Consider the following 16,252-nt stretch of genomic DNA (forward strand, 5'->3'; position numbering starts at 1 on the left):
GCAATCATCATGTTAATTGGTATCCCAAAAGAGATTAAAAATCACGAGTATCGTGTGGGTATGACACCTGCCAGTGTTCGTGAAGTGATTCAACACGGTCACCAGGTTTGCGTTGAGCATCATGCTGGTATCGGTATTGGTTTTACCGATGAAGATTATCAGGAAGCAGGTGCTGAAGTGCTGACAACAGCCGCTGAGGTATTCGCCAAAGCGGATATGATCGTCAAAGTCAAAGAGCCACAAGCAGTTGAACGTGCCATGCTGCGTGATGGTCAGATCCTGTTTACTTACCTGCATCTGGCACCCGATTTGCCACAAACTGAAGATTTAATCAAAAGCAAAGCCGTCTGCATTGCCTATGAAACCGTTACCGACAGCAAAGGTGGTTTGCCATTGTTGGCCCCAATGTCTGAGGTTGCTGGCCGCATGTCGATTCAGGCAGGTGCACGCGCACTGGAAAAATCCTGCGGTGGCTTAGGCATGTTATTAGGCGGGGTACCAGGCGTAGCACCGGCGAAAGTCGTTGTTATTGGTGGTGGTATGGTTGGCACCAATGCGGCACAAATGGCCTTAGGTTTAGGTGCCGATGTCACAGTACTGGATCGCAGTGTTGATGTACTTCGCCGCATCAATGTGCAATTTAACGGTGCCGTTAAAGCGGTGTACTCGACAGCTGATGCGCTGGAAAAAGAAGTACTGGCGGCTGATCTGGTGATTGGCGGCGTTCTGGTAGCAGGCGCAGCAGCACCGAAACTGGTTACTGCTGAACACATTAAACGCATGAAGCCAGGTGCGGCCATTGTCGATGTGGCCATTGACCAGGGTGGTTGTGTCGAAACGTCACGAGCGACGACGCATGCTGACCCGACCTATATTGTTGATGATGTCGTGCATTACTGCGTTGCGAACATGCCTGGCGCTGTGCCTCGTACCTCAACCTTTGCGCTGAATAACGTCACCTTACCGTACATCATTCGTTTGGCCAACAAAGGCTATAAGCAAGCATTATTGGACGATGAGCACCTTATGAACGGTTTGAATGTCTACCGCGGTCACGTCACCAATCAGTACGTTGCTGAAGCACTGAAGTTTGACTTTGTCGACCCTAAAGTAGCCGTTCGCGGTTAAATAAAGGTTTGCAACGAAAAAGCCCGGCTTAAGAAGCCGGGCTTTTTTATGGAGTTAATCAACTCAGATGATTGAGCGACTACTTAAGCTGTTGCCATAAGTAACTGTATTCCAACGCAGCCATGCGAGCACTTTGCCGGTTATCACTGGCACCGGCATGCCCTCCTTCAATATTCTCGAAGTAGACCACCGGATGTTCTTGTTCCAACATACGAGCTACCATTTTACGCGCATGCGCAGGGTGAACTCGATCATCACGGGTTGAGGTGTAGAAAAAGGCCCGCGGATAGGTCCTATCCTTATGCAGATTATGGTAAGGCGAATAAGTTTTGATCACCTCCCACATCTCAGGATCATCCGGGTTACCATATTCGGCCATCCATGATGCGCCAGCCAATAACAGATGATAGCGCTTCATATCCAGCAAAGGGACTTGGCTGATTACAGCATTAAATAGCTCCGGCCGTAACACCATGGCAGCCCCCGTCAGTAGACCACCGTTTGAACCACCTTTAATCCCCAGGTGCTGTGGCGCGGTGATCTTACGTTCAATCAAATCTTCGGCAATTGCAAAGAAATCTTCGTAAGCCCGCATACGATTTTTTTGAAGCGCAGCCTGATGCCAGGCCGGGCCATACTCACCACCGCCACGAATGTTTCCCAGTACGTAAACACCGCCCTGCTCCAGCCAATTACGACCAAGCACTGCTGAATACGAAGGTCGCATCGAGACTTCAAAGCCACCATAGCCATACAACAAGGTTGGGTTCTTACCATTCAGCTCAACATCTTTCGCTTTCACTACAAAATACGGCACCTGAGTACCATCGGCTGATTTGGCTTTGTACTGCTGCACATCGAAGCGAGCTTCATCAAACCAGCTCGGTGCTTGACGTAGCTGACTGGCTTTCAGCGTTGCGGTATCGTTTTGCATCAATGTCGTCGGGGTTAAAAACCCATTGACGGTATAATGAAAAATATTATCGGTTTCATCGGTATTAAATACCGAGATACTGGCATTGTCTGCCAACTCTAAATCCTGCACTTGCCAGCCTTGCTCAGATGCTTCCAGCTTGAATACCCGGCTGGTCACATCCTGCAATACTGTGATCAACAGATGATCTTTGGTTCGCGTTACGCCCTGAATACTCATGGTCTCCGTGGGAGCCATCACTAAACTGGCCTCGGCTTTGCCGCTATGGACAGACGACATTGGCATCGCCACCAGTGAACCTTGTTTAAAGCCATGTTCTGACCAATCTTCACGCAACATCAGGATCAATTGATCGTTAAAAATAGTGCGTAAGGTCGCGCTGTCTGGTTTTGGTACGGCCAGCAACTCGTCGTTGTGACGTAACCACATTTTATTGCTATAAAAGTTGGGCGATTCATACACCACATCATAATTCGCAGTCGCGGTAAAAATCCGGTAGGCGCCAGCGGCTACCGAGTCAACATCACCATTAAATAACGCTGGAGCTTTTGCTAAATCGGCACCTCGATGCCAAACCCGCACTTCCCTTGGGTAACCGGAGGTTGTCAGGCTATCTTCACCAAAGTCTGTGGCAACATAGAGGCTATCTTGATTGATCCAACCAACCCGGCTTTTTGCTTCTGGCAAGGTAAAGCCATCCTCAACAAAGCTCATGGAGTTTTTATCAAACTCACGCACTACTGTCGCATCGGCGCCACCCCGTGATAAGTTGACCAAACAACGTTGATAATCCGGGTACAAGCACGACATTCCCTTGTACACCCAGTTTTCATCTTCAGCCGCCGCCAATGCATCAATGTCTAATACCACCTGCCACTCTGGCTTACCGCTGGCATAACTTTCTACCGTAGTTCTGCGATATAAACCACGCTGGTTGTTGGCATCGCGCCAAAAGTTATACAGGTACTCTCCCTGTCGACTGGGAAAGTCGATACGATCATCGGAGTCCAGCACTTCAAGAGTCTGATCGTACATGAGCTGATACAACTCAGATTGTGCTAACTCCTGCTGAGCCATTTCATTTTGTTGCTCAACCCATTCCATAGCACGTTCGCCATGAACCTCTTCCAACCAAAGGTAAGGATCCTGCTCTGCCTGAACCATGGCGGATACAACCACCAGGCTAAGCAATGAAGATGCAAATTTTAATGTCATACGAGGGCCTTTTATTTTTTATGTTAATTTAATACACCTTCCGAAATTAACACGATTTCATCTGCCTGCCTACGCTGGTTGCGTTTAACGTCTGCTTTTATAAGAAGAAATGCCAGAAATACAGCGGCTAAAGACCCAAAAATTACTATACATTCGAATAATTACTGTTATGATAACTCTTGGCCTGTAATGCAGACCTATGTACAACTTGTTCCTGAACACTTCGCAGCACAGCTTCATTAGTAAGTCATGTCCCTGAAGATTCACGCTGGTTGGCCACATACGTAACATTTTTGCCGGCTACCAACGCATAGCGCGTTATACATTTAAATTTAATTTTTTCAGGAGACATATAATGTCTAAATCAACTGGTATCGTAAAATGGTTCAACGCCGATAAAGGCTTCGGTTTCATCACTCCAGACAACGGTGGCGCTGACGCTTTCGTTCATTACCGTGCTATCGTAAGCGACGGTTACAAGTCTCTGACTGAAGGCCAACGTGTATCGTTCGAAATCGAACAAGGCCAAAAAGGCCCACAAGCGGCGAACGTTACCCCGCTTTAAGACACTACGAATTTACGAAAAAAGGACACCTCGGTGTCCTTTTTTTATGCTGTTTATGGCAACAATAACGGTTAGTCTTCCGTCACGGGCTCCGCTGCCTTTTGTTGTTTTTTAACCGGCGCTGCATACATGGTCTGCAACCATGCCTGCTCAGCTTCAGAGTGCTCTGCCAGCTTTTGCTGCCACTGCGATCTGTCTTGCTCGGTGATGCTTTCATGCTCAACACCAGCCGCCAGATAGTTGATCGGGAATAAACGGTAATTGCGATAGATTTCTGTATCCAAAGCGGCCGCTAGTTCATCCGGTGAGTCTACATTGGGTTGCACCATCTGGCCAAAGGCAACATGCACTCGTCCTTTAAAGCCTACAATCCCTTGTATGATGCTATCGATGTCTTCAAATTCACCTTTCTGGTAATGCCCTTGTGTTTGTTTTAGCACCAGCTCGCGAACTTTTGCTTTATCGCACGGATCGAACTCATAACTGATGGTTACTGGCACGATATGCAACTGACCAATATCCTCAGCAAATGAAATCCCCTGCTTACGCCCTTCCATATACAGCATTTTCAGCATAGCGGCTTCGGTGACATCATTGCCATCCTTTGCCCGCCCTTCGCGCTGTGCAATCCAAATTGATTGTTTCTCTCTACCGAGCGAATGATGAATATAAGCAGACAATTGAGATAAAGCTTTGAGCATCTCACGCGGCCCCTTCATCGAGCGGCGCACAATAAAACTCTTATTCAAACGCATCAACTCAGTGACACAGGGCTTTTTCAAGAGGTTATCACCAATGGCAATCCGTGCCGTATTCATGCCGTACTTGTGCAGGCACCAATTGACAATGGCTGGATCCATGGCGATGTCACGATGATTAGAAATAAACAAGTACGCTTGATCGGTTTTGAGTTGCTCCACACCAGAGTAACTAAAGCCAGCCGTTGTATTCGCCATGGTACTTTTCATGTAGCGAGAGACCTGCAATTGCACATCTTTCACCGTTTTTAATCGAGCCCATTTACGTTTCAATACCACTTTCAATATCGGTGACAGCAACCAGCCCAAGGGGCCAGAAAGATGAGGAAAGCGATAATGCAAAATAGCGTCAATGAAATCCTGATCAGCAATCAAGCGCTCTATAGCACCAGCTACTTCACTATCATTGTATGGGCGAATATCAACAAAAGGGTCTTGCTCAGTCTGCATCATGCGTAAACTTCGGTCATGAATGAAAGGCACTATTCTACTGACTCCTGCTGATTTGACCAGAGTAGATGTAAAAAATACAAATCGTTAGCCGGTAAAACAAGATGAATCGCTGTTATTTCCTTAATCAGCCTCAAGGTGCAGATATTTCAAGCAGATAAATTGTGCTGACAGGAAAGCGGCTGTTATGATAATGGTTAAATTTCAGCCTGAAATAGGGTTTAATCATGTACGTTTTGAGCTGGTTCAGACACAAGCCAATACTTATATTTGGGCTTGGTCTTTTATTTTCTTGCTACAGCCAGGCCACTGAATCTACCCTGACGGCGCTTACCGATGATTATCAGGCGCTATACCGCGCCAGCCAGCAAGAGCCAGAAGTCACCCAACAACGCATTACACACCAGTTAGAGCAGGTAAACTCTCCTCTGGATAAAGCGCAACTGTTGTATCTGCAGGCGCAGCTGCAAACGGTCTTGGTATACCCCCATCAAGCATTGCAAACCATTGAACAAGCTCTGCAACTGTTTTCAGCCGGGCAACAACCATGGCTCTACCATATGCTGCAACTGACGAAAGCCACAGCACTGGATTTAGCGGGTACACCAGCGGATGGTATGCCTATCACCGAGTCGGCGATCGAGTGGGCTAAACACAATCAGCATCAGGCATTGTATATCCACGGTTTAGTGGTTCGAGGCATACTACAACTTAGCCTGGTGAATTACGTCGCAGCAATGCAAGACTTGCTGCAGGCATACAGACTGGCGCCGGCCGAAGATTTCATGCTCAGTAAAGGCCATATCGCTGGCTATATTGCCTTGGTCTATGAGTACCGTCGTGAAGATGAATTGGCTATACCTTACTTTGAAGAATCCGTAGAGTTTCACCAATCTCAGGGCAATATCGTCGAAGTGAGCATTGCTCAATATGGTTTGGGAAAAGCCCAGATTAATCTTGGCAATCATCAACAAGGGATCGATTTACTAAACGCATCCATGCAATTGGCTGCAGAGGCAGGTGACGATCAGGGCGTGGCTTACGCGCAAAAGGAACTGGCAAGTATTCATATTCAGCGACAAGACTTTGAAGAGGCTAAAGCTATGCTTCAGAGTGCATTGCAAACCTTTAGTAAAGCAGACAATCAGTATATGTTGCTTGATATTCACCGCAGCCTTGCCGTCATTGCATTACAGCAATCAGAATTGGATCTGGCTGAGCAGCATATAACAAAAGCCTTTACGTACGGTGATGCCGAGCATATGCCCATCCAACATGCACATATTCAGCAATTACAAGCTGAGTGGAAGGCTGCCAGTAACCACCCTGCTGAGGCTTATCGATTGTATCGTCAGGCTAGTCAGCGCTTAAGTGAGCTAAACAACCAACGCAGTACCCATTTATTGCACCAACTGCGTGCCCAGTATGAGCTGGATACCAATGCGTTTGAGAATCAACTGCTGCAAAAAGAACTGGAATTACAACAAACCATTATAAACAGCCAAACCGAACACCAACGTATGTTGATTGGATGGCTTGCAGGCTTGGTCATTGGCATCGCTCTACTCTTATTTTTAATCAGCTATGTGCTACTGCAGCGCAAAAAACTACAGCAGTTAGCGAATTTTGATGGGCTGACTCAGCTCCCCAATCGACGCCATACACTCGGCTTATTAAAACAGCAATTGCAACTATCACAACGCCACCACTACCCACTGACGGTGGCTATGCTCGATCTGGATTATTTCAAGCAGCTCAATGATGGCTTTGGCCACGCCGTTGGTGACCGGGTTTTACAGAAATTTGCACGCTTGTGTCAGGAACATACCCGCTCGACTGATGTGGTCGGCCGTATTGGTGGCGAGGAGTTTTTGGTTATTCTGCCTCACACCAATGCGGAAGATGCCAAACAAGTTCTGGAGGCTATTCGGTCGCATACCCCACAAATAGGCACCACTCTCGAATTAAATGATTATCGCACCACCGTATCTATTGGTTACACAAGTTATACAGGCTTTGACAGCGCTGAAACCATGTTAGTGAGTGCTGATCAGGCGCTTTATCATAGCAAGGCCGAGGGGCGTAATCGACTGTCCACCGCTCAGGATTTCGCTAGCTGATAGCATCCCGCAACCGGATTGCGGTCATGTCATCATTCTGTCATGCAGCCCGCCTAAAGTAGAGTCACATTCTGTCATGTGTTCTCAACCGGAGGGCTTAACATGCGTGCGATACAACCCATTGCAGAATTCGACTTAGCATTTTCGTTGTTCTGCTTGCGACATCGATTTAATCGTCAAGTGGCCAGCATCAGCAAAGTGATATCACGTACCGGTGATGGCCATCTCTATATTGTGCTGGGCTTTTTGATCTGGTGGTTGGATCATCAAGACCAAGGGCAGTTTTTCCGTTCTGGTCTGCTCGCTTTTGCCATTCATCTGCCTATTTACTGGTTGGCTAAAAATAGCTTTCGTCGCCGTCGGCCTAAAGAGCTGTCTGAGCTGTTAACCTGCTTTATTACCCCAAGCGACCGCTATAGTTTGCCTTCTGGCCACACGGCCGCAGCTTTTCTTATTGCCACGCTAATCGGTAATTTTTACCCTGAGTTTTATGTGATCGCACTATGTTGGGCAGCACTCATCGGCTTATCACGTATTCTACTGGGTGTGCATTTTATGACAGATGTTTTAATTGGTGCCCTGCTTGGCATTGCTTGTGCTCAAGGCGCATTGCTAATCATGGCAGTTTGAAGTCGCAATTTTGAGGTCATCATGAAGCTACTGTACGGCGTTCAGGGAACAGGAAATGGGCATATTGCTCGCGCTCGCGCGATGGCAGAAGCCTTCAGCAAACAACAAGTGCAGGTCGATTTTATCTTCTCAGGCCGTAGCCACAATGATTATTTCTCCATGGATGCATTTGGTACTTATCAGACCCGGCGCGGCCTGACGTTTTACACTGAACAAGGCCAGATCAATCTATTAAAAACGGTCTTCAAGAATAATCCGGCCCAGTTACTGCGTGAGATCCGCCAGCTGGATCTTAGCGGTTATGATCTGGTATTAAATGATTTTGAGCCGGTCAGTGCCTGGGCGGCAAAAAAACAAAAAATTCCCAGCATTGGCATCAGCCACCAAAATGCATTTCGCTTCGATGTTCCTAAGGTGGGTATGAATGCGATGGATCGCTTGGTGATGAAACACTTCGCACCTACCAATTATTACATCGGATTGCACTGGTATCATTTTAACCAACCTATTCTGCCGCCAATAGTACACTGTAAGTCTGGTATGGATGTCAGTAGCGAACCGTTTATTTTGGTGTATTTACCCTTTGAAGACTTAAACACTATCCGTCAGTTGCTGCTGCGTATCAAGAACCAGCGTTTTGTTTGTTATCACCCGGAACAAAAAGATGCCATCGAACAAGATAACCTGAGTTTACAGCCATTGTCTCACGAGCATTTTCAAGCCGACTTACACCGCTGTCAGGGCGTGATTGCCAATGGTGGCTTTGAACTACCCTCTGAAGCATTGACTCTGGGCAAAAAATTGCTGCTCAAACCACTGCAAGGCCAATTTGAACAACAGAGCAACGTGAAAACTCTGCAGCAACTGGGTCTCTGCCACAGTATGTCCAAACTGGATGCTCAAAGTATTATTGGCTGGTTGGGGACCAAATCGCAAGAAGCAGTACGCTATCCCAAAGTGGCTGAAGCCATCGTGGATTGGGTGTTGCAAGGCAACTGGGGCAACCATCAACCACTTCATGATGCACTATGGCAGCAGACCAACTTCCCAAAAACCATCCAGCTCCCCAGCTGATAAATCACCATCAGCTGGGGTTAAGCAATATGAGACATCTGCCACAACTTGGTTTTCACCAGCTTGGTTGCTAGTGAGTAGCGGCCAGTGCTTGTTCAAACAGGCTATTTACTTTATGCCAGTTCACTACGGTCCACCAGGCATCGGCATAATTACCTCGCTGGTTTTGGTACTGTAAGTAGTAGGCATGTTCCCACACATCCAATGCCAGCACAGGTGTTCCTCTCACATCAGCCATCGGCATCAGCGGGTTATCCTGATTAGGGGTAGAGGTCACTTGCAGCTTGTGGTCTTCATTAACAATCAGCCAGGCCCAGCCAGAGCCAAAGCGGGTTGCCGCCGCCTGATTAAACTGTTTTTTCATTTCACCCATCGAGCCAAAATCGCGCTCAATAGCCGCTTGCAACGCCTTAGATGGTTCACCACCAGTACCAACCGGCGCCATCAATTGCCAGAACAATTGATGATTGTAATGGCCACCGCCATTATTTCGTACAGCGGTATTAAATTCCGGCATCCGCTGCATCATGCGAGCTAAATCCATATCTTTCAGCTCGGGATAATTGGTAATTTGAGCATTCAGGTTGTTCACATAAGCCTGATGATGACGGCCATGATGAATTTGCATAGTGGCCTTATCAATCACAGGCTCCAGCGCATCAGCGGCATAAGGTAAGGGGGCTAAATTAAAACTTGCGAGAGCCGGTAACGATACGGCCAACAATAATCCTGACAATGAAAGCGATTTAAACATCAGACTCAGTTCCTTTTTTAAGAAAAAACGATGACAAAACAACAACTATACATTATACAGCAGAAACAACGTAATGGATGAGTATGCGGGATGTTTCAGTTAATATCAAAATTCAACATATGATTGGTTTTGCGGTTTTAAGATAAAAAAAGAAAAGTAAATGTAACCTTTGCGTATAATTCCTGATTTATGATACCTTCCAAAAGTAATCGTATACAAGGAAAGGAATAGCACATGAGCTGGATTCACACAGGGAAAACCCAAGCCTTTAATTATACCGGTTTAGACAAGAACCTTGCCCAGGAACATGGTATTCGCCTTCCGTCACACTATCTAAACAATCAGTGGCAACTCACCCATCAGGCTTTATTAATGTTAGCCAGCCTCAATGATTACGATCAGCAGCAGGTGATGAAAGAGATTGATTATGTCACCCGTTACCCGGGTTCGACATACTCAACCAGACACAGTTTAAATCCGTTGCGTCGAATCTACCGCACCCGTTACCCATTCCGTTGTTATCACTATCTGATTGAATACCGCACAACAACCAGTGGCCAGGTGGTAATTGACGACATACTGTTTGACCAGTCGCTGCAAGGTGCAAAATCTGGCAATGCAGCGGCAGAACGCACCATGCTTTATCAGGTTAAGCGTAAAAATCCAAACAACTACACCGGCCCTGCATCACAAAGCGACATTAACAGTTTACAAGATGCCTGGGATGAAGGAACTCCGGTGCATCAGGTAAATACCGAGCATGCTGCTGTTAACGGTATGCAGAACGATCAGCGAAAAGCAGCCTGGTTAATGGGGGCTCATGCTCATGCGGCCTATCAAAGCGACGGCATTGCCGCTTATACCCTGTTTCACAACCCAAGTGATGGTTGGAAGCTGGATCTGGCTGAGTGCGTATTCGACAAAGCCAGCCGCTCCAAGTCACATAATGCCCAGCATTTGGCTGCGGTACTTGCACAGGTTCAACAGCAGGGAAAAAGCGTAAAATGGGTAGTACACAGCCAAGGGGCGATAGTATTTAATGCTGCCTTGATTCATTATCGCCAGCATTATGGTGGCCTATTGCACCGCCAACAGTTAACTATTCATGGCAGTGGCGCAAACGTTAGCAAATTAACGCAATTGGCCAATGGCGTAGGCATCAAGATCGTAGCAGTAAGAAACAACCCTTTTGATGTTGTACCAAACTTAGCCGGTGGTAACGATTTGTCAGCCAGCAGCTTATGCCGTAGCATTAAATTCTGTGGTCTGGTCTTGGGTAAAGACTCCGAGCCCGGCGTAAGCCCTCATACCCTGCCATACTTGGGCATAGAGACATATAAACAACAGCTGCTAATGTTTGGTCAGCACAAAAAGGCTGCTCAGGTGCAAAAGTACATTAATAAACATACAGGAAAGGTCAGCTAATGCAGCCTCTAAAAAACTGGTGGCAGGGATTCGCTGGCGGCCCTGATTTCAACCGACTGCACAAGCTCAGCTTTTTACTGGAAGAGTTCTCTGTTCAACTTACGTTGCCCTACTCCAATATTGGCTCTGATGAGCCACCCAAGCAGGTTAATTACCCGTTTCGCTCTAACGGTTGGTTTGAGCAATACCAACAGCAGAAAGACCAGCATAAGTTCGTACCGATATTAACCCATGGTTGGTGTTACTTAGCTCCTCTCGTGCGTTTTGATGGCGGTGAATACGGCTGGCTGTGGTTAAACGTCTGGTTAAAGAAAGTCCCTGAAGGTTTTGATGCGCTTGACCGCCAAGCACTAGCTAAGCATGTCATCAATGAACATGATCAGCATTACAACTCAGAAGTAATTGGCGAATATGGCCTTGGCCGCAATACTGAAATTGAGTCTGAACTAAAAGAATATGCGGAGCTTCGCGCATCCAGAGGCTCACCATTCACTGAAGAGCGCTACCGCGACGAGCTGCAAGGCCGGATAAACAATTATGGCTACCCAGAGCTACAACCAGCGAAACTGGTTACCCTACAAGGTTTTGAGTGGGTGTACTATCAGGAAAAGTATGACCGGCATCCGACACGAACAGATTTTTACTGCCTACCGCTTAGTAGTCAGTTTTACCTGGCAATAGGCTTTAAACACAGAGTTGATAATCCAAGTGAGAAAGCTTGGCAGAAAGATGCAGAAAAAGCGCAGCAAAAAATACTCGAAAATGTAAGGGTCTCTTTGTTGATGGAAGAAAGCCGTTTATTACAGAGTGGAGTATAGTCTTTATCATGAATTAGACCAACGTTGTCCACCGGCAATGTTATACCGGTTTAAGTAGTTGATGCTAAGCGTAACACCAACCAAACCTTCGGCGTGATTGATGTTACCGAGAATTAAGTTAGAACCTTTTTCTATTGCGCTTGGTTGGTAACCCTAAGCAGAGCAGTAAGATAGGCACAGATAATCATAGGACTCTTACCCGATGATTTGACTCTAGTAAAGGCTGCACACACAAATTCAAAGTCAACAAAAATTTTATCGTGTAGCATTAAATGAAGAGAAGTTTAATTCTACTTTAGATGATCTGTGTATTGAGTTTTCGGGTAAACATAAAAACTAGCTGCTTTGCTTTGTAAGGTAAATAATTCTAAATAGCAGGCACATGCTAATATAATACACGAATAACTTTCATAAAAGTGAGACTTTTAAAATTGAAACTTTTCATTAGGATAAGCAAACTTATTGTCAGGTAAAAAATCATACCCAGATTTGATACTATAAGCATATGAATCAGAATTAAACTTCGATTTCATAAATTTTCTGTATGCATTAATGTCAAACCTGCTAATTGAAACTATTTGCGCTGCAGGAATAATGATAACATATCCCTTCATTAACCGAATAGTCTCTGGGTTATCCATTTTAGCAGCAAGATGCCCAAGCTCACTTTTATAGTGTTCATGATAATTTGTTGTAAACTTAACCTCCTGACATTTATCCCTATAACCGCTTAACAGCGGCATGATGGTTATGAACTCTGCCTTACCATCCATGGGATCAAAGTTATACACGATACCTACATATACCTTACCCGACTCAAGAGTTATAAGTATTGATCTGTATTTCGAAGTCGACTCATATAAAATATATTCGTAGTCACTTGTAAGTGCAATACTCAAGGCTAATCTGTATTTTCGTTTAATTGTACAGGTAGAAATTATTTTTTTTATTAATGAAAAAATATAAACGATTAAAACTACAGAAAGTGATAACAAAGAACTCTTAACTAAAGAGCTAGCTATTAATGTAGTTTCAGGTAAATTTTTTACGTAAGACACCCATGAAGGAAAGATTTTAGATGGGACATTAAATATATCTAAAACTGCAATTATTGACACTGCCAATAAGCAAATGAAAACGCCATATACTCCGATATAGAAATAAAGAGAATAACCATCCATTCGTAGTATTTTGTAGCGATTTTTTGGTGTAACCCAGCAATATATATATCCGGCTGCAAATATTAGTACTAAAAATAAAGCACCATAACCCACTTTTACACTCGGCCTACAACTTCAAAGTTCTCAAACTTGCGAACTTCTTCAATCAACCGCTTCTGCGCCTCAGGATTTTCCAAATTCATAGAGATAGTACCATTATCATGGATTCTGAATTCTTTATGGTGGTCTATAAGATCGAGCAATTCTCGTTCGAACTCGTCTTGATCCATTACACCAGCGCCAGAAGAGAATACATCAAAAGATAATATTTTTAACCACTTAGGCATTTTATTTCTCCAAAAGTCAAGCCAGCAAGTATCCGTTAAAGTTGGGGGTTATTTAAGTAATAATCTCTTATCGCACCCTTTGATACCAACCTCAAAAGTCAGGCAACTTAATTCCCTCTTAACTCTTTTGTATACCTTTTTAGTCAAAAAATCCAGCTTATTACGTAATTAAGATTACAACTAATTTATGAAATCTCCGCAAACCCTAAGGTAAGTTTTAGACACAAAAAAACCTGTTAAAAAACAGGTTGTTTTGTTGGTCGGTACGAGAGGATTTGAACCTCCGACCCCTGACACCCCATGACAGTGCGCTACCAAGCTGCGCCACGTACCGACTTAGAGCGTATAATACGGATAATCCGGCAAAAAGCAACGCTGGCGCGCTTAACTGCAGTATTTTTAGGCAGGCTCAGGCTGAATGGCGTGGGTCGCTGCTTTGCACGGCTGGTTGCTGTTGATTTGCATTGAGGAAATCCTGCAACGCCGGGAACGGTTCCAGTGACCACAGTTGGCGAAACGCAATCCAGTCGGCTAAGCAGTACAGACTCATGGCAACATAATTCCAGTCGTTGAATAGCCCTTGCTGTGTCTGTTGTTCTAAAATCGCCAGCACTTCAGCAACCCGTTCACGCTGCAAGTTAAAGAATAACTTATCTTCTGCAATATCAAAGCCCGAACGTTGGCACAGCAGCAGCTCTACCAGTGAATCATTGGCCGCATTTATCAGGATAAGCTGGTTTTCTTCTGGCCAACTAAGTGGCGTCAAGCCAAACTTATTGCTCATGTAGCGATAAATTAAACCTGAATCAAAAATCACTTGCTCATGATCGAGTAGCATGGGGATTTTGCGGGTTGGGTTTAAACGAACCAGTGTGGCACGATCGTCATCCGAAAAGATGTTTAGGTTCACAAACTCATAATGATGATCGGCCAGCAGTAAACGGATGCGACGAACATAGGGTGAAGGTAATGAGCCAAAAAGTTTCATACAGACTCCTGTTAATTGGGCTGACGAATGCGCATATAAATGCGACAGACAACAAAAAAACACGGCTTACACTATTGCCAAACTATGCAGCTTTATTGCATAATCATCACGCTTCATTTTTGCTTTATTGCTTTATTTTTGGCCCATGCTCTGCATGGGCTTTTTAATTTGAATCATAGCAACTTCAAACTCGCCAGCTACAACAAAGTAGAGCTTTTATCATCTTCCCCTATCCGACTGGCAACCGCCCCGGTTTGCTGTTTGTATTTCGCATCAACCCGCTTGTTGTAGGGCCGCTCTGCTTCGCCCGTCATCAATTCAAAGTTAAGTGCGCCAATCTTCATATTTGGCCGCAGAGCCAGTGGCAATTTGCCGCTGTTGTAAAACTCCAGCACAATGTGCCCGGACCAACCCGGATCGATTCGGTGCGCGGTGACATGCACCATCAAGCCAAGCCGGGCCAGCGATGAGCGGCCATCCAACCAACCGACAATATCAGCCGGCAAAGTGACACATTCTAATGTCACAGCCAGAGCCAATTCAGCTGGGTGTAAGATAAAGACACCATCATCTGCAATTTCAATTTCATCACTCATCACCGAGTTCAGTGCTTTATCGACCGCAGCCCGTGGGCCACTCAAGTCGATGTAAGGAGCTGTATAGGCTTGAAATACACGGAATTTATTACCAAGCCGAATATCGACACTGACACCGCTAATCATATCTTGTGCAGGGCGCGGTTCAATACAAATTCGGCCTTCATCCAGATAACGCTCAATATCCCGATCACATAATCTCATAATTTATAGAACCCACAATTTATAGAAGCCGAGTAAGACATACTATTTTTTAAGCCAACACACATGCTCAATCATCACTAAATACAATTTCAGGCACCGATGTCACAGCCAATAGCTGGACCTGCTTTATCAAGTGCTGCGCCATTTGTTGGTACAAAAGACAGAGCGCATCATCGGCCGGATCCTCGCTAAGAAATAGTGGCTTACCCAGATCAGAGCACTCGCGCAGCCTTGTTTGCAAAGGCAACTGCGCCAAAACGGGCAATTGATAGCGAGCAGCCAGCTCAACACCACCATCGCGACCAAAAATAGCCTCTTGATGGCCACAGGCACTGCATTGATGATAACTCATATTTTCTACCAAGCCGAGTACCGGGATCTGCACCTGATTAAACATCACAATGGCTTTTTGCGCATCACTTAATGCCACATCCTGAGGTGTAGTCACAATTACGGCACCGGTCACGGCCAGTTTTTGCGATAGCGTCAATTGGATATCGCCCGTACCAGGGGGCATATCGACAATCAGATAGTCCAGCTCTGGCCAGTTGGTTTCATGAATAAGCTGCAACAAGGCCTGGCTGGCCATCGGGCCTCGCCACACCGTGGCTTTGTCGGGCGATACCAGAAAACCGATGGATTGTACACTCAAGCCAGCGGCCTGTTGCGGTTGCATGGTTTTGCCATCGCCAGACGCTGCCTGTGATTTGGCTAAGCCAAGCATCATTGGAATAGAGGGGCCATAGATATCCGCATCAAGTAAGCCGGTCTTCGCGCCTTCAGCAACGAGAGCAGTCGCCAGATTCACCGCTGTGGTCGACTTTCCGACGCCACCTTTACCAGACGCCACCAAAATAACGTGCTTTACTCGCTGAAAAGCGTACGAAGTTGGCTCTGCACCTGCAGCTTCAGGCTTATAAATTTGAGCCTTTCCCTGAGCTGACGCAGTAGTCGGCTCCGACTGGTGAGCAGGCTCTGATGATGATTTCTTTGTCTTTTGCGCAAACCAATTAAACATTGGGCAATCCATTTAGCAGGAAGTCAGTATTTTTGTACCAGATCGGCCATTGACGGATGCGAACCGGG

15 protein-coding genes and 1 tRNA gene are annotated in these 16,252 nt (G+C 45.7%); 7 read left to right on the top strand and 9 right to left on the bottom strand.

The window, feature by feature from the left end; all coding sequences use genetic code 11:
- Positions 1-9 precede the first annotated feature (9 nt).
- A complete protein-coding gene (gene ald / locus Q3O60_RS13500; RefSeq protein ID WP_305894466.1) occupies positions 10-1,128 on the top strand; it encodes an alanine dehydrogenase in 1,119 nt (372 codons plus the stop codon).
- A 79-nt stretch (positions 1,129-1,207) separates the two neighbouring features.
- Here ald and Q3O60_RS13505 read toward each other — a convergent pair whose 3' ends face one another.
- Complete coding sequence (locus Q3O60_RS13505; RefSeq protein WP_305894467.1) at positions 1,208-3,277, bottom strand: prolyl oligopeptidase family serine peptidase; 2,070 nt, start codon at positions 3,275-3,277, stop codon at positions 1,208-1,210.
- 355 nt (positions 3,278-3,632) lie between these two features.
- Between Q3O60_RS13505 and cspE the strand changes: the two genes are divergently transcribed.
- Positions 3,633-3,842 (top strand): transcription antiterminator/RNA stability regulator CspE, encoded by a 210-nt coding sequence (cspE, locus tag Q3O60_RS13510; RefSeq protein ID WP_305894468.1) that lies wholly within the window; start codon positions 3,633-3,635, stop codon positions 3,840-3,842.
- Positions 3,843-3,913: 71 nt separating this feature from the next.
- Here cspE and Q3O60_RS13515 read toward each other — a convergent pair whose 3' ends face one another.
- Entirely contained in the window at positions 3,914-5,050 is a 1,137-nt protein-coding gene (locus tag Q3O60_RS13515) for a 1-acyl-sn-glycerol-3-phosphate acyltransferase (RefSeq protein ID WP_305894507.1), read from the bottom strand.
- Positions 5,051-5,277: 227 nt separating this feature from the next.
- On the opposite strand from Q3O60_RS13515, the gene Q3O60_RS13520 reads away from it, so the two are divergent.
- The 3 genes from Q3O60_RS13520 (at position 5,278) to Q3O60_RS13530 (ending at position 8,874) form a co-directional block, all read left to right on the top strand.
- Complete coding sequence (locus Q3O60_RS13520) at positions 5,278-7,170, top strand: tetratricopeptide repeat-containing diguanylate cyclase (RefSeq protein ID WP_305894469.1); 1,893 nt, start codon at positions 5,278-5,280, stop codon at positions 7,168-7,170.
- A 102-nt stretch (positions 7,171-7,272) separates the two neighbouring features.
- Positions 7,273-7,800: a phosphatase PAP2 family protein gene (locus tag Q3O60_RS13525; RefSeq protein WP_305894470.1), complete on the top strand. Its 528-nt coding sequence runs from the start codon at positions 7,273-7,275 to the stop codon at positions 7,798-7,800.
- Between the two features lie 21 nt (positions 7,801-7,821).
- Positions 7,822-8,874, top strand: a complete 1,053-nt coding sequence (locus Q3O60_RS13530) for an MJ1255/VC2487 family glycosyltransferase (RefSeq protein ID WP_305894471.1) — start codon at positions 7,822-7,824, stop codon at positions 8,872-8,874.
- 70 nt (positions 8,875-8,944) lie between these two features.
- Here the strand turns inward: Q3O60_RS13530 and Q3O60_RS13535 are convergent, their stop codons facing one another.
- The gene (locus Q3O60_RS13535; RefSeq protein WP_305894472.1) at positions 8,945-9,628 is read right to left on the bottom strand and encodes a superoxide dismutase; all 684 of its coding nucleotides are present in this window, start codon (positions 9,626-9,628) and stop codon (positions 8,945-8,947) included.
- Between the two features lie 234 nt (positions 9,629-9,862).
- Between Q3O60_RS13535 and Q3O60_RS13540 the strand changes: the two genes are divergently transcribed.
- A complete protein-coding gene (locus tag Q3O60_RS13540) occupies positions 9,863-11,053 on the top strand; it encodes a hypothetical protein (protein WP_305894473.1) in 1,191 nt (396 codons plus the stop codon).
- Positions 11,053-11,871: a hypothetical protein gene (locus Q3O60_RS13545; RefSeq protein ID WP_305894474.1), complete on the top strand. Its 819-nt coding sequence runs from the start codon at positions 11,053-11,055 to the stop codon at positions 11,869-11,871. Before Q3O60_RS13540 ends, Q3O60_RS13545 begins: the two co-directional genes overlap by 1 nt.
- Before the next feature lie 425 nt (positions 11,872-12,296).
- Here the strand turns inward: Q3O60_RS13545 and Q3O60_RS13550 are convergent, their stop codons facing one another.
- The 6 genes from Q3O60_RS13550 to apbC all read right to left on the bottom strand — a co-directional run bounded on the left by Q3O60_RS13550 (position 12,297) and on the right by apbC (position 16,184).
- The gene (locus Q3O60_RS13550; protein ID WP_305894475.1) at positions 12,297-13,145 is read right to left on the bottom strand and encodes a hypothetical protein; all 849 of its coding nucleotides are present in this window, start codon (positions 13,143-13,145) and stop codon (positions 12,297-12,299) included.
- A 2-nt stretch (positions 13,146-13,147) separates the two neighbouring features.
- Positions 13,148-13,378: a hypothetical protein gene (locus Q3O60_RS13555; RefSeq protein ID WP_305894476.1), complete on the bottom strand. Its 231-nt coding sequence runs from the start codon at positions 13,376-13,378 to the stop codon at positions 13,148-13,150.
- A gap of 257 nt (positions 13,379-13,635) precedes the next feature.
- A tRNA-Pro gene (locus Q3O60_RS13560) sits at positions 13,636-13,712 on the bottom strand.
- A 75-nt stretch (positions 13,713-13,787) separates the two neighbouring features.
- On the bottom strand, positions 13,788-14,366 hold the full coding sequence (locus Q3O60_RS13565; protein WP_305894477.1) for a glutathione S-transferase family protein: 579 nt from the start codon (positions 14,364-14,366) through the stop codon (positions 13,788-13,790).
- A 197-nt stretch (positions 14,367-14,563) separates the two neighbouring features.
- Positions 14,564-15,166, bottom strand: coding sequence for a dCTP deaminase (gene dcd, locus Q3O60_RS13570; RefSeq protein WP_305894478.1), 603 nt, complete (start codon positions 15,164-15,166; stop codon positions 14,564-14,566).
- A 67-nt stretch (positions 15,167-15,233) separates the two neighbouring features.
- Complete coding sequence (apbC, locus tag Q3O60_RS13575; RefSeq protein ID WP_305894479.1) at positions 15,234-16,184, bottom strand: iron-sulfur cluster carrier protein ApbC; 951 nt, start codon at positions 16,182-16,184, stop codon at positions 15,234-15,236.
- Between the last annotated feature and the right edge of the window lie 68 nt (positions 16,185-16,252).

Source organism: Alkalimonas collagenimarina, from assembly GCF_030717845.1.
GTDB classification, from domain to species: domain Bacteria; phylum Pseudomonadota; class Gammaproteobacteria; order Enterobacterales; family Alteromonadaceae; genus Alkalimonas; species Alkalimonas collagenimarina.